Here is a 25235-nt window from a genome sequence, read left to right on the forward strand (position 1 = left end):
TTTATTTATAAGAGAATTATATATCAAAATTTTTTTAAGAAAATAGAATTTTTTTACCTGATTCTTTAATTTTTTTACTTTGTCTAATCAACAAATAAACTGGTTACTTTTTTTCTCAAGATGTGATAAAATATAATTAAAGTATTTCGTTTAAATGTCACAAAATCGATATTACACAGCTTTACTCGTAGATGCGTTTAAAAAAATCAGCTCCAAAGGAGTAAATAAGATGTTTGACAAGGTAATTAAAAAGTTTGGAGATCTAAGTATATCCTCTAAGATAGTGCTGTATTACTTGTTTGTGCTTATTATTTCAATTTCTTTCCTTTCTATTGCGTACCAAGAAATAAACAGCAATATCACCAGCAACAAGGTGATGCAGGTTTCAAACGAAATTGTGTCTAATATTAATTCAAGCATAGAGTCGTTAATAAACACTGTAGACAATCAATCTAAAATATTAATATCAAGCCAGATTCTGCAATCAGCATTAGCAAACGGAAATGCAGGCAACTATGCAAGCTATATACAGCCAATGAGCAAATATTTGTCAGATTTTTTAAACTTTAACGACTTTATTTCTTCCATATATATTTTTGACAACCGAGGAAACGAATACTTTGTTGATAATGTTTCTTTTAAAAGCATAAGCTTGTCCACAATAAAGACAGCTAAATGGTATGATAGGCTTGTGAGTTTAAATGGAAAATATATACTGGAAGCAAATGATGGAGATCTCATAGATCAAAGCAGTGGAAATAAAGGATATGTATCATTTATAAGGGTCATAAACGATATAAATAGCCAGAAGCCTGCCGGAATCATGATAATAAATATTTCTGAGTCCTATTTGTACAAGTATATAAATAGTTCAATAAATACCTATACATCCGGCATAATCATAAGAGACGAGAAAGGCAATACAATAATTAAACCGACAAACATCAGCAAAAATTTAAACAGCGAAATATATACATTCATCAATCCAAATGGTTCAACAGTTAAAAAGATAGATGGTAAAGTCTATATAATATCAGACTTGAAAAATGACTTCGGCTGGAATATCATCAGCATAACGCCGTTTAATGAGCTTAATAGCCAATTTTGGATCTACAACATAATACTTCTTTTTGTCATAATCATAAACATAGTGTTGCTTTTACTGGGTCTTCTCTTTATATCGCTTTTTATATCGCAACCTATAGTAAAATTAGTAAACTCTATGAAAGGTATAAAAGATGGTAAATTTGAAAAAGTAGATATCGTCACAGGAAACGACGAGATAGGCATGTTAAAAGACGTGTACAACAAGATGATCGATGAGATAAAGAAGCTCATCGGTGATATAATAAATGAGCAAAAGATGAAAAGGAAATTAGAGCTGGAAGTAATGCAATCACAGATAAAGCCTCATTTTCTGTTTAATTCTTTTGATGCAATAAGTGCGTTGATTTTGATGAATGACACGAAAAACGCCAGTAAAATCGTAAAAGCTTTAGGAAAGTTTTACAGATCTTTTTTGATGAACGGCAACGAGGAAATAACTATAAAAGATGAATTAGAAATAATAGACAATTATCTTACGATTCAAAAGATCCGCTTTGGAGACAAATTTGACATCATAAAAGAAATTGACGATAAGACGCTGCCATATAAAATACCAAAACTGATACTTCAGCCTTTAGTAGAAAATGCATTGAATCACGGTGTAAGAGGAAAAGACGGCCAAGGCATAATAACAATAAAATCTCTTTACGCTTCAAATCAAATAACCCTTATTGTCTCTGACAATGGAAAAGGCATGAGTGAAGAAAAGCTAAGGGAAATAGAATCCGGTCAATCAAAAGGAGTTGGACTTAGATCTACGATTGAAAGATTGAAAATCTACTATAATTACAACGATGTTGTGAAGATTCACAGCAAACCAGACGAAGGTACAACCATAGTAATAACTATTCCAATAAATGAGGAGGACTAAAATGTTGGAAAATAGCATTAAGGTGTTTATAATAGATGATGAATATTTAGAAAGAAGTCTTTTGAAGCAATGCATAAACTGGGAATCGTTAGGAATGGAGATTGTGGGAGAAGCCTCTAACGCAAATGAAGGCATAAAATTAATCGACGAATTAAAGCCAGATATTGTATTTACCGATATAAAAATGCCTGGAATAGACGGCATCGAATTTAGCGAATTCATTTTAAAAAGACACCCATCCTTAATAATTATAGTTCTTACAGGCTACAATGACTTTAATTATGCCCAAAAATCTGTAAAATTGGGAATCTTTGATTTTCTGCTTAAACCTATTGACGAAAACGAAGTCTTAACAACAGCAAAAAAAGTGAAATCATACATTGAAGGAAAGAAAAAAGAAAAGAAAGAGCTTGATGATCTAAAAAAGCAACTATATGAGAATCTGCCTTATCTAAAAGAGCGTTTTTTAAATGAGTTGATTACTAACAACTTGTCTGAAAATTCTATAACTGAAAAGCTTAATTTTTTCAAACTTAACTTTAAAAATGGAAATTTTCAAATTGCTGCGATAGAAATTGCTAATTCAACGGACATGGGTGAAGAATCTCGCTTGATTCAAAATTTTAAAGTCAACAACTACGTCAAAAGCTATTTTAAAAAGCTAAAAAATATCATTGTGTTCTCTGACCAGATGAATAGAATCGTCATCTTAAGCAATGACGAAAAGATAGATTTATATAAAATTTGCATGCGCCTTAAAAACAAAATAAATAAAGAGCTTTATTGTACTTTAAATATCGGCATCGGAAATATAAAAGAAAATATCAGCGAAGTTCGAGCATCTTATATGGAGGCCGTCGACGCATTAAACTATCACATTGCAGTCGGGAACAACAATATAATACATTATAGGGACGTACAGTTTAGAGAAAGCAAATCAGACAGTGACACAATGCATCTCTTAAATGAATTAAAATTTTATTTAAAGTCCGGATTAGAAGATGATGCGATAAAAACTGTAAAAGAAGTTTTTTCTTTGATAGATGTTAAAAGTGAAAATGCACTTAAGTTGATACACGTAAGTGCATTAAACATTATTTCCGTTTGCTTCTCGGTTTCTCTTGAATTAAAAGAAAATTTTGACGATGTATATTTATCTGAAATAAACACGTATAACAAGATAGTTAATATAGAAACGTTGCCTGAAATGATAGAGTTTTTATCCTCCATAGTAACAAACACAATAAAAGCTGTCAACAAAGAACAGATTAGCAATATAAATAATTTAATTGATAATGTTAAAAAATTTATAGAAGAAAATCTTGGTGACAGCAATTTGTCACTATCATTTGTAGCAAAGCATTTTTACTTAAACCCCAGCTATTTAAGCCGTACGTTTAAAAAGGAAACGGGCATAAACTTCATAGAATACCTTACAAATAAGCGAATGGAAAAAGCAATAAGCCTTATTAAAGAGAAGAACATGAAATCATTTGAAATAGCTAATGTCGTAGGCATACAAGACCCAAATTACTTTTCATCATGTTTTAAAAAGTACACAGGCTTAAACGTAAGTGAATATAAAAAATTAATAAAAAATACAGTTTAAGGAGATGCTTAAAGCATCTCCTTATGAATTTAGCTCCAGCATAAACTGCATCGCTAAATCTCCAAATCCTCTCATAGGTTCATGTCCATAATCAGGATACACTTTTATATCTTTTTTTGACTGTATGTTGTTGTAGGCTGCAAAAACAGTTGATGGCGGACATACTTGGTCCATAAGCCCAACGCACATTAAGACATCGCCTTTTATCCTTTTCGCAAGGTTTTTAACGTCTATATATCCAAGCTTTGTAAATACCTCATTCTCCCTTTCATGCCTTGGGTCAAAAAGCCTGAAATAGTCCGTAATCTCTTGATAGGCGTTTTTTGCAAGGTCTAAGTCCCAAACTCTCTTGTAGTCAGATAAAAAAGGATATTCAGATACTACTTTGCGTACCCTTGGCTCCAATGCAGCACACGCCAACGACAGCCCTCCGCCTTGAGAAGGTCCCATGACTCCCACTCTATCTTCATCAACTTCTGGCATGTTCATAACTATTCCAGCCAATTGGGCAGTGTCTAAGAAAATATGCCTGAAAAGCATATTATCAGCATCATCGTCTAGCCCTCTTATAATATGCCCATTTAAAGTATTCCCAGTTACACCGCCAACATCTTGAGACTGCCCTCCTTGACCTCTTACATCCATAGCCACAACGGTGAAGCCTGCCGCCACGTAATTTAATTTGTCGTTCCAGTCGCCTGAATTTGACGAATATCCATGAAATCTTATCAACGCTGGATGTTTCCCTTCTGTCTTAGGTTTTATATACTTTGCATGAATTCTGGCACCACGAACACCTGTAAAGTACAAGTCATAGCATTCTGCAAAGGATACTTGAAAGCTACTTTCTTTCAATTCAATTTTAGGATCAACTGACCTCATCTCATCTAAAGCCCTATTCCAATACTCATCGAAATCTTCAGGGCATGGATTTGTACCAGTGTATTCTCTAAGTTTTTGTAATGGCATGTCGAAAAGTCCCATATCAATCCCTCCAAATGCATATCAATATCCGTTTATCTTGCTATCATCAAGTCCTATATATGTGCTCGATTCGTCAATCCTTTCTGTCAATTCATAAAGCACAACCGCATTTTTGCCTAATTTAAACTTTAGATTTAAGTATCCATCATTGGTAACAGCATGGCTTGTCATAATCTCCGGCTTTGCAATTTCTCTAAGCGTATTTATCTCTTTTTTGCTGGGATACCTCGGCCTACCCATGTGTATCCACGTTCCCCATGGATTGCCATGTTCTTCATCAATTAATTGTCTTTTAATAAACACATCTTTGAATCCAACTGGTATCTGGACTTCATACTCTTTATCTGGATTTTCAGTCTTATCCATGACTTCATTCCACGCTATGAGCGCAACAGAGCCATCATCCCTTCTCGTCACAATCATATGCTCATCTCTATAAAGCATTTCCTCTCCCATAGCATTAAAAAATTTAAATGTGTAAAAGGTAGGCTTTGGTACCATATTTAGAGCCACAAGTCCAAATCCTCCATGAAATTGCGATCGCGGCACATCTCTTTCTTCGAAAACGTCGCTAAACGTCCAGTAAGAAAATGAATCAACATAATCTCCGCCTTCGCTTAAAATCCTGGCAATATAGGCAGCATTAAATGGCGTATCATGTACAGGATTTTGAGGACTGTAAGATGTATTGTATTCAGTTATGTGAAACGGAAGGTTTGGAAAATGCGAGTTTTTAATGATATCTCTCACCGTTTTAAATTCGTTTAGCATGTATTCCGACGGCATGATCTCTTGGTATATTAAGTGCGGCGTATATTCGCCTTGCTTAGACGTATACGCATGTCGCGACACAAAATCTACAGGAACATTTTCCTCATAGCAGAAATTCAAAAAATCTTCTATCCAATAGTCAGCACCACCACATATAGCAGGTCCTCCTACTTTTATATTCTCATTTACTTCCTTTATAGCCTTTGCAGTTATCTTGTACAGCTTAAAATACTCCTTCTCGTCAGCATCTTTCCAAAACTCTTTTAAGTTCGGCTCATTCCAAATTTCAAATGGCCATTTTGCCACTTCATCTATTCCGTACCTTGATATGAAATGCGAAACGACAGCTTTTATGAGGTTCTCCCACTTTTTATAATCCTTGGGAGGAGTGACATTCCCCTCCCAATAAAATACCGCCTGTGTACCAGATGCTAATCTTTTAGGCATAAATCCGATTTCCACAAATGGCCTTATTCCGATTTCTAAAAATGAGTCAAAAATCCTATCTATATAGGTAAAATTGTAAAAAGGCTTTATTTCATCGCCTACCACATCTTCTCTGTATATTCCTACATCGTCACACAAAAGGCCATGTCCTCTTATATACTTAAAGTCTATGTTTTCTTTCACATATTTTAATGTATCGATGTATTCCTTTTGTAGCGCAAGGCCAAGTCTGCCTGTTCCAACACAATATCTCCACCTATCAGAAAACTTCTTATCGGAAAAATCTGGCACTATCACTTTAATCATGTTAAGACCCCCAAAGTCTATTTCATCCACAATACACTTGTCACAAGTCTCGGATACAAGCGGCTTCCTCTTGGCGTACCTGTATCGCTGTTTACCTGATCTGTAGCGCAATCTTCACTGCAAGACACCTGTTGCCACATTGCGTGTACTTTGTCCCACTCAATCTCTTTGTCTCCAAAGTCTATATTAAGCACATCTTTTATCACATATTGGCATAAGAAAATTTTACTATTCCATGTGTTCTTGCTGGTTGACGAAAGCTTCCAACCTCCAGATACTTCATCTATGCATATACCAGGCTTCATAATCGTCATTACATGCTTCTTTAAGGCTTTTATAAGCCCACCAAATACACCATCTTCACTTACAAAGTCAGTATATCCTACAACATATGGATATACCAATGCCTCTACAGCAGGTATTATCCTTGATGTGTTGCCATTCTCAAATACTGCAGGTATATACTGATTTTCTTCGTCAAACTTGGCAACGATAGTATTAGCAGCCTGTCTTGCCTTTTCTAAAGCTTTTTCTGCCTTTTCACTAAGATCATTTTCTTTAAACAAACCATGCAACATCACGTAAGCTGCCCATGTCTTAACACCAAGGTATAGATTGTTTCTCGCCTGTCCCAAGCTTTCGTCAAGGCTATCGTAAGTCGTTATTTCCGACCCCGTCTCACACCTTGAACTGTCAACGTCCATTATTCCATCATTATTTTTATCTCTTGCCACAAGAGAATCGAAACAATCTTCGAATACACCCATGTTTTTCTTTAACCATTCTTTATCATTTATTTTTATTGCATAGACAGAACCTGTCAAAACCCAATTCAAAAGCTCCTCATGTGTCATGTAGCTAAAACATCCAGTCAGGTTTGGAAGCTCGTAAGATGAATAGCCTTCTTTAGAAAAACCATCTGCGACACCCATATCATGCGTAAAGGCAAGACCTGCTTGATCCCTGTAGCTGTACTTTTCATAGTACAGATCCAATGTATTTGTAATCGTCCAAGGATGGAACCTCATTTCCCAGAAGACATGATCAACCGTCAAATCAAATGTATTTATCATAATGTATTCGCCTTCGTTTACCACCCAAAGAGGCATACCATCGTCTCTCTTTAAAAGCTCCGTGCTGGCATAGTAACTGTGGGCTGCATGTGCCAATAAAAACTGCCTGTATTCATTTAAACCGCTTTTCTTAAGCTCTTCATCTCTTTCCTTTGCTAAATTTAAGTAATAATCTTGATTGTCAAGTCCAAAGGATAATACTTCTTCCAATGACTTAAAAACAGATGTGTAGTAAAATTCAGCATCGATTCCTGTTGTTATGACGCCGCTTTGATACGTTGCCAATGCCACAGTATATGTCCTTTTCTCCCCTCTCGGCACTTTAAATATCAAAGACGGCGCTCTGCCAAGCCCATGATTTTGATAGTTGTCATTTGCCCATGATGTCAAAATATCAAGCCTTGAAAGCTCTCTTACATCATCGCTTTTTTTGATAGCAAAACCGTATTTTCTGCCGTATACTCCTCCTAAGTATTTTCCATCTGTAAGCTCAGATAATATCCTTTTCGGACCTTCAAAGCCAAATATCATCTCAGCATCCTTATCGCTGTCAGTATTATCCATTGTCAACTGTACAAATATGACAGGTGCCAGTGCAAGTTTCTTTTCGTCTCCATTCATCACCGAAGGATCTTTTACGTATCCAAATGGAGTGATGATGGAAAATTTGAAGTCTCCTGCTGTCCAAGTGTCTGATGCCCAGCATAACTCTCTTTCTATCTCATCTTCCCCAAAGATTTTTATGTTTTTTTCTTTTTTGCTTGTAGAGACTTCTCCTGTAAACTCTTCTTCAGCATTTTTTGTATCATCTTTAATAAATGGCAGCAAGCTTATAACACCATCTCTTTTGTATCCAATGTAGACGTTGTTTTCAGGCGGCCGAACATCATTTAGTACGACGCCACCGCCTTTACCGCATTTACCGATTACAAAACTTGAGAAAGCGCCAAATGCGCTGTGATGCGCATAAAAAGATTTACTTATCATTTAAAACACCTCTTCTTAAATAAATTTCATTCAACCTTTATGGCATTTGTTTGAGCTTCCAGTGCCAGCTCTATTGCTTTAAAAATGTGCTCCTGAGTCATGGCATTTTCTGTCCTGTTTAATGAGTCCAGTATCAAGTCCCCAAAGAAAGGAAACCCTACCTTCCCTTTTACATCTATTAAAAATTCACCGTCTTTGTTTACCAAGTACACATGGTCTGGAGCATTTTCTCTGGCAACATCAATGTACTTTCTTAGCTCTATGTAGCCTTCTGTGCCCAATATAAACAGCCTTCCATCGCCCCATGTGCCAAGTCCATCAGGCGTAAACCAATCAAGCCTGAAATATCCTGTGGCTCCATTGTCTCCAATTAGCGTCACATCGCCGAAGTCTTCAAATGTGGGATATTGCTTGTGATTGTAATTTGCTACTTTTGCTGATTGGACTTTTGCGTCTTTTGCACCTGTATAATACAAAAACTGCTCTATCTGGTGGCTTCCTATGTCGCACAGTATGCCTCCAAATTTGTCTTTTTCGTAAAACCAATCTGGCCTTCCTTTTCCTTCTCTGTGTGGTCCCATCCCTAATACTTGTATTACTCTGCCTATTGCTCCTTTTTCTATTAGCTGTCCAGCATAAACTGATGCTTCGTTGTGAAGCCTCTCTCCATAGTACACAGCATACTTTCTACTTGTCTTTTTGACTTTTTCTTTTGCTTTCTCTAATTGCTGCCATGTCGTCATTGGAGGTTTATCTGCAAAGTAGTCTTTACCTGCATCCATTGCTTTTAAGCCTATGTCACATCTTTCTGACGGTATTGCTGCACTTGCTACTAATCTTACTTCACTGTCCATGAGTATTTCATCTTCACCTTTAGCTTTTTTTGCAGTCGGAAATGCTTTTATGAATCTTTCTACTTTTTCTGGATCTTTGTCATATGCCCACTTTACTTCAGCACCAGCTTCTATCAAGCCTTTTGTCATTCCATATATGTGCCCATGATCTAATCCAATGGCTGCAAATTTAAATTCTCCATCGCCACAGACTTTTTTAGCCCTGCTTTCAGGCATATAGTACATACCGTTTTCTTTGCTCATTTGGCGTTCCTCCTCTTTTTACTTTATTTCCCTTCCAAATGTTATGCGTTCGTCATTGAAATTTTCTACAAACGTTTTTTTCTCATAAAAATGAGGCACTCTTGCCATTATTCCATCTACTGTGTAGAATGGATCATCTTTTTCAAGTGGCAATTTGACAGCTTCTTTTGTCGTGGCTGCTTTGTATATGGCGGTTATAAGTTCTATTGCATTTCTTCCGTCGCTACCACTTACCAAAATTTCATGGTTTGATTCTAATGCTTTTAATACATCGTCAAGCTGTGGGGTGTGCCCTGTGTATTTTGTCACATCAAGGCTGTCGTAGTATTCCTGTATTTTCCTCTCCAGTTCTTCATCTTCTCCAGATGGAAAACCATTGCTGGATGCTGTAGATGCATATACTTTCCATGGCACTGATATTCGGGCTTTTTTGCCTTGAAGCACAATTTGTTGCTCTTCTCCATGGTGAACTACCGAACTGGTTACTTGGGCTAAAGCGCCGCTTTTGTACTTTAATATGGCTATGGATATGTCTTCCACTTCTGCATTGTCATGCGCTACATTACTCATTACAGCTTGCACTTCTTCAGGCATCCCCAAAAGCCATATAAGCATGTCTATATGGTGTATTGCATGATTTAATGTGCAACCACCGCCCTCTTTTTCCCATGTGCCTCTCCACCACAAATCGTAGTATGAATGACCTCTCCACCAAAATGAGTCAACTTGTGCATGTACTATATCCCCCGCTAAACCTGATTCTACAACCTTCTTTAGCTTCATGAATTGCGTTCTGAAGCGGTTCTGCGCTATTACTGAAAGAAGCTTTTTGTTTTTCCTTGATGCCTCAATCATCCTGTCGCATTCTTCTAATGATGATGCCATCGGTTTTTCTACGATTACATGTTTCTTAGAATTTAAACTTTCCACTGCAATGTCTGCGTGTGTGTAAGGCGGCGTACATATGTCCACCAAATCGATATCTTCTCTTTCCAATATCTCTTTGTAATTGCTGTACAATATGGCATCATCTAAGCCAAACCGCTTCTTTTTTTCATAAGCCTTGTCTTCGTAGATATCAGCTATAGCGACAATCTTGCACCTATCTTTAAACTCTAAAAAGCCTTGTATGTGAGCAGATGAAATATTACCTGCCCCAATTATGGCTATATTAATCATAATAAACTTCCTCCAATCAATCAACTAAGTTATTAATCTAAATTTTTCGATTTTTACTGTATTTCTCTCCCAAGCTTCGTCTAAGTCGGTTATTCATAAATTTTCCTTCCATGTTCATCTTTTATGCCAGTCTTCCTGTAAAAATAAGTGTTTACAACATCTCTCCACTCTTTAGCATCAACTACTTGTATGTCAAATCTTTCTAACACAGCCTCATAAATCTCATCGCTTATTTTTCCTTTCAACGTAATCCAAGCATCCCTCATTTTTTCTGCTCGCTCTACACCTTCAAAATGAGTGTCGTATATGTGTTGTATGACCGTCTTACCTGATTTTAACTTGTGGCTGTACGGTACATGGTGGAAAAATAGCAAAAGTTCATCAGGACATGTATCTATATTTTCGTACATCTTTGCAACAGGCTCTTTATACTGTGCTGTGTAACCTGTGCCTGTTGCTACAGTCCTATCGACGCCTATGCCCTTAAAATCTGCGTAGTGATACGTACCCCAATGAGAATACTCATATCCATCTACATTAGGGCCATAATGATGGCCTGGGTTTACCATCCACCCTATCCCAAGAGGGCTTGTGTACTCCTCATATATTTCTCTCGATTCCAAAAGCATCGGTACGACTGTATCCAAAACATCTTTATCACATCCAAATGTAAGCCTCACCCATTCTTCAGCTATCTCCCTCGATGAAAGGTCCGGATTCCATGCAAGCCTTCCAAAGCCATAAAGATTTGATTGTGCAAGTGGATGTCCTGTCCAACACTCACTGTCTCCTACATTGGCCACAGCCACAATCCCACCATATCTTGCTCCAAACAAGCTGCCATTTACAACTTTTTTCACAAACGAGCCTTCTCCTTTTGCAAATGTATCAAAGTCTAAAGCTTCCTTCCAAAGCGGCACAAGGTAACATAAGTGTTTCTGCTGTCCTGTATACTCTTGAGTAATCTGGAACTCCATAAAAACATTTGTCTTTTCCATGGCGCCAAATAGTGGTGTGATTGGTTCTCTGATCTGGAAATCCATCGGTCCATTTTTAACTTGCAAGACGACGTTATCTAAGAATTTTCCATCTAACGGTTTGAAATTATCATAAGCCGCTTTTGCCCTATCTGTAGATCGGTCTCTCCAGTCAACCATGCAATTGTATACAAATGTTCTCCAAATGACAATACCTCCATATGGTTTTAATGCCTCAGACAACATATTCGCACCATCGGCATGATTGCGCCCATACGTGAATGGTCCAGGTCTAAACTCTGAATCTGCTTTCACTAAAAAGCCGCCAAAGTCAGGAATGTAACTGTATATTTTCGATGCTGCATCTTTCCACCACTTCTTAACTCCATCGTCAAGTGGATCTGCAGTAGACAAGCCACCTATCTCAACAGGTGATGCAAAATTTATGCTTAAGTACGTCTTTATTCCATAATTCCTAAATACATCTGCTATCTTCGCCACATCAGGTAAAAATTCATCTGTAATAAGCTTAGTTTCTTGCTGATGAACATTGACATTATTTATTACGACTCCATTTACTGCAATGGATGCAAGCAGCCTTGCATAATCTTTTATCCTGGAAAAGTCTTGGACTATGCGATTATCTCTAAAGAAAATAGATTTTCCCGCATATCCCCTTTCAATATTGCCATCCATATTATCCCAATGATTTAATATCCTAAAATCATTTTGAGGATTTTCAATGCACAATGTATCTTCCAGATTTTTACCGCCAAACACAGATCTTATAAGGTGAAAAACACCGTATAAAACGCCCTTTTCGCTTCCGCCAATTATGGACAATACATTTTTACCATTTCTTTTTAATATCTTTAATGCAAATCCTTCACTTTTAAGTTCATCTTCTAAGTCAACATATAATCCTTCTGATTCAAAATCATCAAGCGTGCCTATAAAAATGCAATCAGATTCTATCATGTGCCTTAACACTTTTGCATCATCTACAAGCTTTGATAAAGCTTTTTTAAGCTCGTCGACAGCATTATTTATAATCGGATTATCTTTTTTAACGACAATATACTTAAAATAATCCTTATATTCATCAAGTACTTTTTCATCACAAATTTCATATCTAAGCCAGCAGTCGTACATACTGCCAGCAAATTTCCTATCGCTAATCATAATATCACTCTCCACAAGTCCATTATAATAATATGATACCATCATTTTGAACTCTTAAGTAAATTTACCTCACTAACATTTTTCCCTTTGAAGGCACAAGCCATCAAAGGGAAAATAGAATGAACATCAATCATTATTTGTTTTTGCTGCTTTTATATACATCATTCGTAAGTTTGACTAATTGATCTACGCCTTTAGCATTAACTTGTTGTACATAGCTATCCCAGTCTTTGTCTATAGATGCAACACCTGTTATGAATTTCAACATCATCTGTTCTACATAGTCAGAAATTGGCTGGCTAAGCATATTAGCTTGCTCTCTCTGGCTTTCAGTAAACGGCACAGGCGGTGCAACTGGTAACAGCTTTCTTTGAGTATTAACTTGGTTTTCAAAATTTGCTACTTCTGGAGTCATCATCGATTCAGCAAGATCTTTTGGACCACCATACAGCAAGCAGAAGACACCACCAGAGAAACCATAATCTTTCTGCAAGTTCTTTGTGCCGCTTGGGTTCAAGTTCATGTAGTTTACGTCAGGCATAAGCTGGAACTTACCATTGACTTTCTGATACGTTACGCCTTCAACACCCCACTTTGTAAGGGTCTCACCTGCTTCGCTGTACCACAACCAGTCTACAAACTTAAGAAGTTGTGGGAAGTTTGGATCGTCTTTTGCTTTAGCCGAGATCATTATACCGTTTTCAAGACGATTGCCTGCAATAACGCCACCTTTTGGTCCTGCCAATGGTAAAATCTGCGTCACTTTAAAGTTACCTTTTCCTAATGTCTGATTCATCTGATTGATCATATTCTGAATTTCCTGCGTATTTGTCATGATGACGAATGACTTGCCTGTTACAAATTTCTGTACTGCTTGGTCGTCTGTCTGTGTGAAGCTGGCTGGATCAAGAAGTCCTTCTTTTACAAGTCTATTGAAGTATGTCAATGTATCTTTGTATTCTTGTGATGTTGGGTAGAATTCCCAATCATCCTTTGCGCTGTTGTACAAAACAGTTGAAGTTTGAGTCCAATCAAATAGTCCATCGCTTCCTGCAATCGGCACACCAAATGTCGGTAATGCTTCACCTATTAAAGCTTTGCCTTGCCATCTATCCGACAATGGATATGTGTTTGGATATATTTCTTTCAACTTTTTCAAAGCTGATTCCAATTCATCCCATGTATTTGGAATCGGTATATTATTTTTCTCAAAAATATCTTGTCTTATTGCCAGCGAATATTGCATTGTATAAGTTTGATGCAACATTGGCAAAACGTAGAACTTTCCATCAGCTTGCTTTAATGAATTGATGTCATTTTGAAGTCCCCACTCTTTTACTTCTCTTGAGAAATTAGGCATTTGATTTATATAGTCGCTTATTGGCAGTATTGCACCTGATGAAACAAATGGTACCTCTTGTCCTGGATAAGTCTTTGGTATTATCTCTGGTGCCTGGCCTGAGCTAATAAGAAGGCTTCTCTTTTGAGCATAATCACTCATTGGCACTATAGTAAGCTTTAGCGTGACATTAGTAGCATCTTTTATGGCTTTCCACAAAAGCCAATCTGATTTGTAAGGATAATTTGGATGGTCGCTATAAAGCATTGTAAATTCTAATGGCTTATCTGATTTAAAGTGTAGGTTTTGTGGATCGCTATTGTTTGTGGCAGTCTGAGTTTGTTTGCTTGTATTGTTGCTGCTGGACGAAGAATTTTTATTTCCACAGCCTGATAACAAAACACCTACAGCCAAAACTACAACCAGCAAAAACGACAGCAATCTTTTTGCATTTTTACTCATATAAAATATCCTCCTCTTAATTAATTAAAATCAAAAGCTTATCATCATAAAGATTTGGTTTTTTATGTTGCCACCACCCCCTTAAAAATCAACTCAAATGCTCCCTCCTTTTTTATTGAATTAAATAATCATTAATGATGCCTTTTAACCTTTTAATGAACCAATCATGACACCTTGAACAAAGTACTTTTGTATAAATGGATATACCATCATGATTGGTATCGAAGTCAATATGACACTGGCTGATTTTAAAGTCGCAGATATTTGAGCCAATTCACTTTGGTCAGATGTACTGCTAACCGCCGTCTGCTGTGCACCTGCTAAAATATTTCTCAAATAAAGTGCAACAGGAAATTTTGAGCTGTCATCAAGGTATATAAATGGACCAAACCAGTTGTTCCAAACGCCTACTGCGTAGAAAAGCGCCATAACGTACATTATAGGTTTTGAAAGCGGAAGGATTATCTTAAGAAGAATACCATATGTGCTCATTCCATCAACTTCTGCAGCTTCCTCTAACTCCGCCGGTATGCCTTCGAAGAAAGTCTTCATAACCATTACGTTAAACGTGCTGACTGCACCTGGAAGCACAACACCCCATATGGTATTTCTCATGCCTAAAGCGTTTACTAAAAGGTAGGTCGGTATAAGTCCACCACTAAAAAACATAGTAAACACCACAAAGCCTAAAATGATTCCTCTACCTTTTAATCGCTTTTTAGACAACGGATACGCTAAAAGCGTCGACAAAAACAGTGAAACAAGTGTACCTACAACAGTATAAATAATCGTATTTTTATAGCTGGTCCAGAATTCTTTTTCTGCCAAAAGAACTTGATACGTCTTTAATGTAAAGCCCTTTGGATATAAAGACACCAAACCTGCATAAACGTATTTTTCGCCGCTTAAAGACACACTTAATAGATACCAGAAAGGATACAGTGTAACCAATATTACTAAAATCATTATTATTGTATTTACTACTTTAAATATTTTATATTGTTTCGACTCTTTCATCTATCATCACTTCCCTTACCATAGACTGGATTCTGTGAATTTTCTTGACAAGTAGTTTGCAGTGTAAACCAAAGTAAGACCTATCACTGCTTCAAACATGCCTATTGCTGCGGCATAGCTAAAGTTATTTGAAACAAGCCCCATTCTGTACAGATACGTCGATATGACATCTGCCGTAGAATATGTCAATGGATTATAAAGTAGCAGTATCTTTTCAAATCCTACTGATAAAAGACCACCAATGTTTAATATCAAAAGTATCATGATCGTAGGCAATATACCTGGAATAGTCACATATATTGTTTGTTGCCATCTGCTGGCACCATCTATTATAGCCGCTTCGTACAATTCTGGATTGATATTTGTCAGCGCTGCAAGGTACAGTATAGCTCCCCAACCCATGCCTTGCCAAATACCTGAAACAATGTATATAGTCCTAAACCATTGAGGCTCTGCCAAAAAGTTGATAGTATGCCCAATGTAATGTTTTACAATCATGTTAATAACGCCTGACGATGGATCAAGTATCTGCATTATCATATCTGCCACAACGACAGTCGATATGAAGTATGGCAAATATGACACTGTTTGGGTAAATCTCTTAAACCACGTACTTTTGATCTCATTCAAAAGCAAGGCAAAAATTATCGGAAACGGAAAGCTTATTACCAAATACTCAACACTTAAAATTATCGTATTTCTAAATACTTGCCAAAACGATGGGTCATGTATAAACATGTCAAAGTACCTAAGTCCAACCCATTCCGTGCCATATACAGGTCCTCCAGGAACAAATCTCCTAAAAGCTATGATATTGCCGTACATAGGCACGTATCTAAATATGATGTAATATGCTATAGGTAGTATAAGCAGGCTATATAATTGCCAATCTTTTTTAATAGCTTTTAATGTTTTCTTAAAATCCCTATTTTTCCCTTGTTTAGCCTCCTTACCCCCACCTTTGTTAATCATTGCAGAATCCATACTTTTTCTCCTTTCTCAGCAAAACAAATAATTAGTTTTAATATAGCCTTTAATACTGTCAACTGTTTTCTTACAATAGTTCATTTAGACATCTTATTTATTGCTTCCCAAAGTCCATTCAAATACGTCACACCTAAAGCTCTGTCGTAAAGTCCATATCCCGGTCTCGCTTTCTCATTCCATATCATCCTACCATGATCTGGCCTTATATATCCTTCAAAACCTATATCATAATAAGCTTTCATGATTTCAAACATATCAAATGATCCTTCGCTTGATAAATGCGCTGATTCGTAAAACTTTCTCTCTCCTATAAACTTTATATTCCTTACATGACCAAAATGGATTCTTCCCATCTTTCCAAAATGCCTTATAAGCTGCGGTATATTGTTTTCAGGATTTGAGCCTAAAGAACCACTGCAAAGCGTCAATCCATTGTAAGGACTGTCTACAAGGTTTACAATCCTTTCAAGATTTTCTTTGCAAGTTACGATCCTTGGCAGTCCAAATAATGACCATGGCGGATCATCTGGATGTATAGCCATTTTCACATCGTATTCTTCGCATGTCGGTATTACATTTTCCAAGAAGTACTTTAAATTTTCAAACAGTTTTTCCTCATCAACATCTTTGTACATATCAAGCAGCGTCTTCAATTCTTTAAGGCGGTCAAGTTCCCACCCTGGAAGTATAAAGCCATTTGATCCATTGTCCATGTCTTCAATAAGCTTAAGCGGATCTTTCCCTTTTAACATATCATCATCGTATGACATTACATAAGATCCGTCAGGTAATTCCTCATTTAGATTCGTACGTATCCAGTCGAAAACAGGCATGAAGTTGTAGCATACGACTTTTATCCCTAACTTGCCAAGGTTTTTTATAGTTTGTTTATAATTTTCAATGTATCTATCTCTCGTCGGAAGTCCCAATTTGATGTCTTCGTGAACATTTACACTCTCTATCACCTCCAGTTTAAGGCCGTATGACTCAACTTTTGTCTTTAATTCAAGTATTTTTTCAATTGGCCAAATTTCTCCTACCGGCACATCATACAAAGCCCCTACAATCCCATAGATACCCGGTATCTGGCGAATTTGCCAAAGTGTCACGCTGTCGTCTTTTTCGCCAAACCATCTGAAAGTCATCTTCATATATCTTACTCCCTTATTGTAGATTTTTGTTGCAATGTAATTTATTGTTTAAAGTACTCTGGATATTTTTCTTTCAAAAGTACTACATCTCTGTCTATCATTGTCAAGTGTTCACTTATTATCTTTAAACCTTTTTCTTCATCTTTCTCCTTTATGGCGCTTACAATATTTTTGTGATCGCTTATGATAGCATCCCAATCAGTATCAGAAGACAATCTCAATGTCCTTATTCTGTCATAATCACCGCTTATAAACCTTATGGCCGACCATATTCTATCCATTTTACATCCTCTGTATATAAGCTCATGCATCTCGTTGTCTAAGTCGAATATGGTTATATAATTTTCTTTCATGACACAAAATTCTTGCTGGTTTATATTCGCTTCAAGCTGAAACAAGATGTCATCTGGAAACTCTCTACAAGCCTGTCTTACGATTTCTTTTTCAAGGTTTTCCCTCATGAATTTTGCTTCTTGAGCGCGCTTTATATCTATCAAAGAAACAAAGGTGCCTTTTTGTGGATAGATTTCAATCAGTTCTTCATTTGCCAGCCTCGTAAATGCTTCTCTAATAGGTGTCCTGCTGGTTTCAAATGCATTAGCTATATCATTCTCCGATATAACCTCTCCAGGTTTTAGATTGATGTCGATTATGTTCTTTCTAATCATCCTGTAGATGTAGTCTTTTTTAGACTCATACGTATTGTTTTCCAAAAGTTCTAATCCCATCGCTTCACATCCCCTATTTTTGAATAACTTGTATGCTTGTATACTAGAATATTAATATTCATATTTCTATATATTCGACACATTTTTTAAAATTCCTTCTTTTTTATTCAATTTTTTCTTCCTAAAAATATTTCATAGGGGACATAAAGCAATGAGTTAGTAAAAATCATTTTAGTTTTAACTTGTATACTAGTATATTAATATGTCGCTCTTTATATTATAAATATTCTACGCAAATTCAAAAAATCCTTCTTTTTTTAAAAAAATTTTTTATGGAAAAATAAAACAAAGATTGAAATTAAAAATAAGGCACAAGAGAGTTTTCACTTGTACCTTTAAAGCCATATCTTTCCCTTCCTTATTTACGAAATCTAAAAGCGTTATTTTTGTGTATTCATATCAGCATTTCAGTGAAATTTTACTACACCTAATCTATTTATTTTTTTCAATCATCTCTTCTACTTCTTTTGCTCCTTCTTCATACAGCTTTTCTTCGTCTGGTGATAATTCCTTCAAAAGCCTTAAGAATTCTCCGGCATGCACTCTTTCTTCGTTAGCTATATCTATTAAAACATCCTTTGCTAATTTATTATCTGTAGACTCTGCCAATTGCATGTATAACTGTATAGCCTCATACTCTGCTGCCACCATAAATCGTATAGCTCTTATAAGCTCTTCATGAGTTATTTTGTTTTTATTTGCAAGTCCAGCAAATGGAGTACCAAAATCAGGCATACTGTAGCCCCCTTTTTTATTGTTATTTGATTGTAAATTCATTATATCACAAAATTAGGAATTTACCGAATTAGCATATTTTATTTATAAACCTTTTTCGACTTATCCAAAACTTCAAGCAAAATAAGGGCTATAATGCTTCCTGTTACTGTATTTATTAAAAATGGAGTGACGAAGAAAAGTGCTCCCACATCTTTACCAATGATATATTTAGCTATCGGAAATGCCACAAGACCTCCTATTATCCCTGTACCAAAAACCTCACCTAAAGCAGCTAAGATCTTTCTCCCTGTCAATTTATATAAAACCCCTGCCAATAAAGCACCAATCATGCTGCCTGGAAAAGCCAATAGTGTTCCAGTCCCCATTATGTTTCTGATTATGGATATTGAAAATGCGATTAGTACCGCATATCCTGGACCAAGTGTCACTGCAGCTATGACATTAATTATATGCTGTATAGGTGTCGTTTTCGAAACACCTACGGGGAAAAATACAAAATTTGCAAAAACTACACCGATTGCAATCAGCATAGCTGAATAAGTGATCTTTTTTATATTCATTTACAATCCTCCTCATTTTAAAAAACTATTTTAATAGGCTTATATCTTCTCCTGTAATAACTTTATTCATGTTTTTTACAGCACACATATTTCCGCACATTGTACATGTCTCGCTATCATGTGGTAGAGATTCATTTCTGTACCTTCTTGCCTTTTCAGGATCTATGGCTAATCTAAACATTTCATCCCAATCAAGCTTTCTCCTGGCATAAGACATATCATTATCCCATTTTTCTACATTGCGTATGCCTTTTGCCAGATCTGCTGCATGAGCAGCTATTTTAGCAGCAATGATGCCTTCCTTCATATCTTCAATCGTTGGAAGCCTCAGATGTTCAGCGGGTGTTACATAACACAGGAAATCCGCTCCACTTGCTGCGGCAATTGCACCACCAATTGCACTTGTAATATGATCATATCCAGGTGCAATGTCTGTTACGATTGGCCCCAATACATAAAACGGTGCACCATTACATAGCTTTTTTTCCAACAGAACATTTGCTTCGATTTCATTTAGCCTCATATGACCTGGGCCCTCAATAATCACTTGAACATTCTTTTCATAAGCTCTTTTTGCCAATTCTCCAAGAGTTATAAGCTCTTTTATTTGGCATGCATCTGTAGAATCATTTATACAGCCTGGCCTCAATGCATCGCCAAGGCTTATTGTTACATCGTACTCAGCGCATATGTCAAGAATATCATCAAAATACTCATAAAAAGGATTTTCCTTGTCATTTAATTCCATCCACGTATATAACAAAGAGCCTCCGCGAGAAACGATATTTAGAAGTCTTTCATTTCTTTTGAAAATTTCCGCTGTTTCTCTATTGATACCTGCATGAATAGTCATAAAATCAACGCCATCTTGTGCATGCCTTTCGACGATCTTTATAAATTCCGAAGGAACAATATCTTTTAAATCTTTGTCGTAATATCCTATAGCATCATATACTGGCACAGTACCTATCATGGCTTCAGAAATGCCTATCAATCTGTTTCTAAATTCAAAAGTTTTACCATATGAACTTAAATCCATGATAGACTCTGCCTTCATTTCTATTGCCTTTTTTGCCTTTTCTAATTCTGCATCTATATTGTTGCAGTCCCTTGATACACCTAAGTTTACATTTATTTTTGTTCTAAGTCCTTCCCCTACGCCTTCAGGACTTAATGCTTCATGATTTTTATTAGCAGGTATGACTACTTTACCAGAAGCTACCTTGCTCAGCAATAAATCTACTTCAATGTCCTCTTTTGCTGCCACAACATTCATCTCTTCAGTTATAATTCCTTTTTTTGCTGCGTCTAATTGCGTAGTGTAGTTCATTTTGCTCATCCTTTCATAAATTATTTTGTTTTGATATTTGTAAAATGAAGGGGAGAAAGAAGGTTATACTTAAATGTAGTAAATAAAAAAAGCCTTACCGCATGGTAAAGCTTTATAATCAAAAGCTTGCTTCCCTACGGTAGTATTAACTACATCAGGTTCTAAGGGTCAGGTTTTACCTTCTCAACCAAAATGGTTCCCCCGCAAACTATTTACGCAAGTATTAAATTTAATCTAATTATACTTTAAAACTCTAAAATTGTAAAGGTAAAAATTATATCAACAGTATTAAGTAAAAGTAATTAGAGCCTTAAGCCTCAAATCACTCATCTCTCATGATAGATTGCATGTCTTCTATAAACTGTACTACATCCATTTTTAAATTATCAACAGTATGAGGGAAAATATCTAGTAGCCTTTCAATACGTTCTGATACTAGGTTAAATCCATAAACATTACGAAATACATGACGAAATCCCCTAAACTCATTAAGCAAAAACTTTGAATTAGAACTAATAAAAGCCGGCCTTTCTCCTTCTATAGGAGTCGACATTTGTTCAAGTAATTCTAAATGCCATTCGGAGCTTGAAGGGATCAAATTATCTATATTTCTACCCACAATTTTAAACATATTCTCAACGGAAGTATAAAAATCATGAAAAATAGAGCCAACAGCCCTTAGCATGAAATCATCAGTCAATTTCTCTTTTCTGTTTTTACTATCTAATAAGCCTCTCTCATTTAAAATATCATACAATTTCTGTATATTCTCAAGTTCTAATTGTAGTCTTGCTAATGTGACTTTAATTTTATTAATATCCGTCACTCTATAATCTTCCCTTCTCTTAATATTTCATTTAGCAGAGATTTATAAGCTTCTTTTTGCGTAACTATGCTTATTTTATAAGGCTTTGCAACATTTTCAACATCAATCAGCATCGTCCAATAGTTAAATTTACTATCATCCCATCCATCAATAAAAATATCAATATCAGACAGATTATCAAAACGGTCATCTCTTGCAAGTGAACCATACAATATAACCTTATCAACAAAATACTTTTCTTTTAGAATCTTTGCAATTTTATACACTCTATCAAAAGCTTCTTTTTTTCTATATTTTTCTATTTCTCTATCTTTCTTGAATTTTATACGCCATGTTTCACGCATATTTTTTCTCTCTTGATCCGAAAGCGGCACAATATCACCACCTAAAATTTATATGGCTTAATTTTATCATTTTACATCAAAATAATCAATTCACTTAAAATATACAATAAACCATCAAAAAAGTGAAGGAGTTTCTTTCACTTTTGAGCTAGTTATCACAAACAGGCTTAAGACCTGTATTCAGTTTCTGACCAAAATATTCTATCTGCAACCATAGCTTCATGGTTTAATTCCACACACTTTAATATAACCTCTTTAAATTTATTGTATCCAACCCTGTCTATCAAGTGACATCCATGGAGATATACTGGCTTATGATTCAATAATTACAACAGCAAATATTTAACGAGTATAATAATAAAAATTTATAAAAACCTAACAGGAACTTATATGTTGAATATCTCTTTAATTGCTTCAAAGCTTACATAAGCTGAAATTTTCACCTCACTTGCATTCACAATAGAATAGTAGTATCATTATGTTATACCCCATCACAGAGGGGTGGGTATATATTATTTCATTTTTAGGAGTGATAGTATGGCTATAGGTGTTAAATTAGTCAGCAAGGAAGATGCAAGCCCAGAAGTACAGCAAATATTTGAACAAATAGAAAAGCAGATGGGATTTGTTCCTCCAACAATGCGTGCAATGGCAAATAAGCCAGAATATTTAAAATTATTTCTTCAGAAATCTCAAGTAGCAATGGGACCAGGAAAAATCGACTCTAAAACAAAACTTTTCGTCGCTTTAACTGTGTCAATTTTAAACAATTGTGAAATGTGCATAACCACATACACCAATAAATTAAAAGAAGCTGGCGTAACTGATGAAGAAATAGTAGAGCTTTTATCAGTCATCGATCTAATGAGCGGTTTGAACCACTTCAACAATGGACTAATGATAAAGCCATCTGAAAAATAAAATACGCTTTCACTAAAGGCTTTCCTTCTTCTACAAAAAAAGGAAAGCCTTTTACACAATATTTTTTAAATACATATACAATAATGCAGGTACTTCTCGTAAAAAGCCGTATACTTCTTCATAAAAATACCTTTTTACAAATACTCCTGAATAGCTTGCATTTATTCCGGCTTCTTTCGCAATCATGCTTGCCCTTTTTAAATGAAAGCTATTTGATACAATTATTGCCGTCTTCAGCGATTTTTCATCCATAATTTTTTTAGAATTTTTAAGGTTTTGCAATGTTGAATACGATTCGTCATCTTTTAATACTATATTATCAGGTATACCATTTTTCAAAAGATATTTTTTCCCTGCTTCTGCTTCAGATATATCCTCACCAGATCCTTTGCCGCCAGACACAATGATATATTTGCCAAATCCCTCTTTATAAAGCTTTATAGCCTCATTTAACCTTTCTTTATAAAAAGGACTGGGGTTTTCACCGTAAACTGCACAACCGAGGACGATAATAGCATCAGATTTTAGTGGTTTTATATTATATGCAAATGCTATCACTTGTATTTCTACAATGATATTTAAAATGATGAGAAAAATCATTAGGAATACAGTAATCTTTATAAAAAGCTTCATCATGGCAACACCAAATTTTCTATCCTAAAAATGGGGATATTTTTGATAATATCACTACTTTAATTTAATTCAACATAAATTTTGAAAATCCTTCTTTTGCCATCAAATTTTTAATAAATTTTTTAAATATCGATTAAGGCTGCATTAATGCAGCCCTAAAAAATACTTGTAAAAACTTAAGTCGTCCGTCAATTCTGGATGGAATGATGTAGCAAAAAGGTTTCCTTCCCTTGCAGCCACTATTTTACCATCGTATATAGATAGCACTTTTACATTTTCTCCTACATCCTCAATATAAGGTGCTCTTATAAACACTGCATCTACTTCCTCTTTTGATACGTCAGGCATACTAAGTTTTGCAGTAAAGCTGTCAAGCTGACTTCCATATGCATTTCTCCGCACCTTTATGTCCATTATGCCTAGATGAACTTTATCGTCATTTGCGATGTGTTTGGCCATCAATATCATGCCTGCGCATGTTCCCCATATAGGCATACCAAATCTATAAAGATCTATTATGGCATCTTTTAAGTCAAAGTCATTAAGCATTTTCCCTATGGCAGTGCTTTCCCCACCAGGCAGTATAAGTGCGTCTATGTTTTTCAAAGTCTCTTTATCTTTTGCCTCCACAGGTGTTATGCCATCTAATCTTTTTAGTTTTTCTATGTGTTCTTTTACAGAACCTTGTATTGCAAGGACTCCAACGCGCATTTTACCAGCCCCTACTTGCATATAAATCTTTTTCTGAAAGATCCCTTATATCGATGCTATTCATTGCTTCTCCTAATCCTTCTGATACCTCTGCTATTATCTCTGGTTTATCATAATATGTCGTAGCTTTTACAATCGCTTCAGCGCGCTTTTCAGGGTTCTCTGATTTAAATATGCCTGAACCTACAAAGACTCCATCTGCTCCAAGCTGCATCATCAGTGCGGCATCTGCAGGTGTTGCAATGCCACCCGCTGCAAAATTCACAACTGGTAGTCTCCCGTTTTTCGCAACATATTTTACTAATTCATAAGGTGCTTGCAATTCTTTTGCTGCTGTCATAAGCTCTTCTTCGCTTAGAGTCGTAAGCTTTTTGATTTCGGCATTGATAGTCCTCATATGTCTTACTGCTTCAACTACATTTCCTGTGCCTGCTTCGCCTTTAGTCCTTATCATTGAAGCGCCTTCGCCAATTCTCCTTAATGCTTCGCCTAAGTTTCTTGCACCGCAAACAAATGGAACTTTAAACTGCCACTTGTTTATGTGATATGATTCATCTGCAGGTGTCAATACTTCACTTTCATCTATATAATCTATCTTTAAAGCTTCTAAAACCTGTGCTTCCACAAAATGTCCTATCCTGACTTTTGCCATGACAGGTATTGACACAGCTTCTTTGATGGCTTTTATTATCTTCGGATCTGACATCCTTGCTACGCCGCCATGTGCCCTTATATCAGCAGGTACCCTTTCAAGTGCCATTACCGCAACTGCGCCTGCCTTTTCTGCAATTACAGCCTGTTCAGGTGTTGTAACATCCATTATAACTCCGCCTTTTAACATCTGGGCCAAGTTTTTATTTAACTCATATCTTTCATTCATTGTACTTATTCCTCCTAT

Annotated in this window: 22 protein-coding genes and 1 riboswitch; of the genes, 3 read left to right on the forward strand and 19 right to left on the reverse strand. The window is 35.9% G+C overall.

Features of this window, described 5'->3' with window-relative positions; all coding sequences use genetic code 11:
- The first annotated feature begins 229 nt into the window (after positions 1–229).
- Together GSH73_RS09020 and GSH73_RS09025 are read left to right on the forward strand one after the other, a co-directional pair.
- On the forward strand, positions 230–1978 hold the full coding sequence (locus GSH73_RS09020) for a sensor histidine kinase (RefSeq protein ID WP_014758333.1): 1749 nt from the start codon (positions 230–232) through the stop codon (positions 1976–1978).
- 1 nt (position 1979) lies between these two features.
- On the forward strand, positions 1980–3587 hold the full coding sequence (locus tag GSH73_RS09025) for a response regulator (RefSeq protein ID WP_014758332.1): 1608 nt from the start codon (positions 1980–1982) through the stop codon (positions 3585–3587).
- A gap of 21 nt (positions 3588–3608) precedes the next feature.
- On the opposite strand, the gene GSH73_RS09030 is transcribed toward GSH73_RS09025, so the two are convergent.
- The 16 genes from GSH73_RS09030 to GSH73_RS09105 all read right to left on the reverse strand — a co-directional run bounded on the left by GSH73_RS09030 (position 3609) and on the right by GSH73_RS09105 (position 22102).
- Positions 3609–4571 carry an acetylxylan esterase gene (locus GSH73_RS09030; protein WP_014758331.1) on the reverse strand — a complete coding sequence of 321 codons (963 nt, stop codon included), beginning with the start codon at positions 4569–4571 and terminating at the stop codon, positions 3609–3611.
- 21 nt (positions 4572–4592) lie between these two features.
- Positions 4593–6095: a GH39 family glycosyl hydrolase gene (locus tag GSH73_RS09035; protein ID WP_014758330.1), complete on the reverse strand. Its 1503-nt coding sequence runs from the start codon at positions 6093–6095 to the stop codon at positions 4593–4595.
- Between the two features lie 17 nt (positions 6096–6112).
- Entirely contained in the window at positions 6113–8155 is a 2043-nt protein-coding gene (locus tag GSH73_RS09040) for a glycoside hydrolase family 52 protein (protein WP_014758329.1), read from the reverse strand.
- 26 nt (positions 8156–8181) lie between these two features.
- Positions 8182–9252: a Gfo/Idh/MocA family protein gene (locus tag GSH73_RS09045; RefSeq protein WP_014758328.1), complete on the reverse strand. Its 1071-nt coding sequence runs from the start codon at positions 9250–9252 to the stop codon at positions 8182–8184.
- An 18-nt stretch (positions 9253–9270) separates the two neighbouring features.
- Entirely contained in the window at positions 9271–10431 is a 1161-nt protein-coding gene (locus tag GSH73_RS09050) for a Gfo/Idh/MocA family protein (protein ID WP_014758327.1), read from the reverse strand.
- An 89-nt stretch (positions 10432–10520) separates the two neighbouring features.
- A complete protein-coding gene (locus GSH73_RS09055) occupies positions 10521–12590 on the reverse strand; it encodes an alpha-glucuronidase family glycosyl hydrolase (RefSeq protein WP_038069454.1) in 2070 nt (689 codons plus the stop codon).
- A 133-nt stretch (positions 12591–12723) separates the two neighbouring features.
- Positions 12724–14391, reverse strand: a complete 1668-nt coding sequence (locus GSH73_RS09060; protein WP_014758325.1) for an ABC transporter substrate-binding protein — start codon at positions 14389–14391, stop codon at positions 12724–12726.
- A gap of 144 nt (positions 14392–14535) precedes the next feature.
- Positions 14536–15408 carry a carbohydrate ABC transporter permease gene (locus tag GSH73_RS09065; protein ID WP_014758324.1) on the reverse strand — a complete coding sequence of 291 codons (873 nt, stop codon included), beginning with the start codon at positions 15406–15408 and terminating at the stop codon, positions 14536–14538.
- Between the two features lie 15 nt (positions 15409–15423).
- Positions 15424–16392 carry an ABC transporter permease gene (locus GSH73_RS09070; protein ID WP_014758323.1) on the reverse strand — a complete coding sequence of 323 codons (969 nt, stop codon included), beginning with the start codon at positions 16390–16392 and terminating at the stop codon, positions 15424–15426.
- An 80-nt stretch (positions 16393–16472) separates the two neighbouring features.
- A complete protein-coding gene (uxuA, locus tag GSH73_RS09075; RefSeq protein WP_014758322.1) occupies positions 16473–17546 on the reverse strand; it encodes a mannonate dehydratase in 1074 nt (357 codons plus the stop codon).
- A 41-nt stretch (positions 17547–17587) separates the two neighbouring features.
- Complete coding sequence (locus GSH73_RS09080) at positions 17588–18274, reverse strand: GntR family transcriptional regulator (RefSeq protein ID WP_014758321.1); 687 nt, start codon at positions 18272–18274, stop codon at positions 17588–17590.
- A gap of 432 nt (positions 18275–18706) precedes the next feature.
- On the reverse strand, positions 18707–19009 hold the full coding sequence (locus GSH73_RS09085; protein ID WP_014758320.1) for a ferritin family protein: 303 nt from the start codon (positions 19007–19009) through the stop codon (positions 18707–18709).
- 80 nt (positions 19010–19089) lie between these two features.
- Positions 19090–19572 carry an energy coupling factor transporter S component ThiW gene (gene thiW, locus GSH73_RS09090; RefSeq protein ID WP_014758319.1) on the reverse strand — a complete coding sequence of 161 codons (483 nt, stop codon included), beginning with the start codon at positions 19570–19572 and terminating at the stop codon, positions 19090–19092.
- Positions 19573–19597: 25 nt separating this feature from the next.
- Positions 19598–20902, reverse strand: a complete 1305-nt coding sequence (gene thiC / locus GSH73_RS09095) for a phosphomethylpyrimidine synthase ThiC (RefSeq protein ID WP_014758318.1) — start codon at positions 20900–20902, stop codon at positions 19598–19600.
- Positions 20903–21015: 113 nt separating this feature from the next.
- Positions 21016–21115: riboswitch (TPP riboswitch) on the reverse strand.
- 109 nt (positions 21116–21224) lie between these two features.
- Positions 21225–21728, reverse strand: a complete 504-nt coding sequence (locus tag GSH73_RS09100; RefSeq protein ID WP_014758317.1) for a ribonuclease toxin HepT-like protein — start codon at positions 21726–21728, stop codon at positions 21225–21227.
- On the reverse strand, positions 21725–22102 hold the full coding sequence (locus GSH73_RS09105) for a nucleotidyltransferase family protein (RefSeq protein WP_014758316.1): 378 nt from the start codon (positions 22100–22102) through the stop codon (positions 21725–21727). Before GSH73_RS09105 ends, GSH73_RS09100 begins: the two co-directional genes overlap by 4 nt.
- Before the next feature lie 507 nt (positions 22103–22609).
- Between GSH73_RS09105 and GSH73_RS09115 the strand changes: the two genes are divergently transcribed.
- Positions 22610–22993, forward strand: a complete 384-nt coding sequence (locus tag GSH73_RS09115; RefSeq protein WP_014758315.1) for a carboxymuconolactone decarboxylase family protein — start codon at positions 22610–22612, stop codon at positions 22991–22993.
- A 51-nt stretch (positions 22994–23044) separates the two neighbouring features.
- Here GSH73_RS09115 and GSH73_RS09120 read toward each other — a convergent pair whose 3' ends face one another.
- The 3 genes from GSH73_RS09120 to pdxS all read right to left on the reverse strand — a co-directional run bounded on the left by GSH73_RS09120 (position 23045) and on the right by pdxS (position 25217).
- On the reverse strand, positions 23045–23626 hold the full coding sequence (locus GSH73_RS09120) for a YdcF family protein (RefSeq protein ID WP_038069441.1): 582 nt from the start codon (positions 23624–23626) through the stop codon (positions 23045–23047).
- 144 nt (positions 23627–23770) lie between these two features.
- Entirely contained in the window at positions 23771–24337 is a 567-nt protein-coding gene (gene pdxT, locus GSH73_RS09125; protein ID WP_014758313.1) for a pyridoxal 5'-phosphate synthase glutaminase subunit PdxT, read from the reverse strand.
- Between the two features lies 1 nt (position 24338).
- Entirely contained in the window at positions 24339–25217 is an 879-nt protein-coding gene (gene pdxS / locus GSH73_RS09130) for a pyridoxal 5'-phosphate synthase lyase subunit PdxS (RefSeq protein ID WP_014758312.1), read from the reverse strand.
- Positions 25218–25235: the final 18 nt, after the last annotated feature.

This window comes from Thermoanaerobacterium aotearoense (genome assembly GCF_009905255.1).
Taxonomy (GTDB): domain Bacteria; phylum Bacillota; class Thermoanaerobacteria; order Thermoanaerobacterales; family Thermoanaerobacteraceae; genus Thermoanaerobacterium; species Thermoanaerobacterium aotearoense.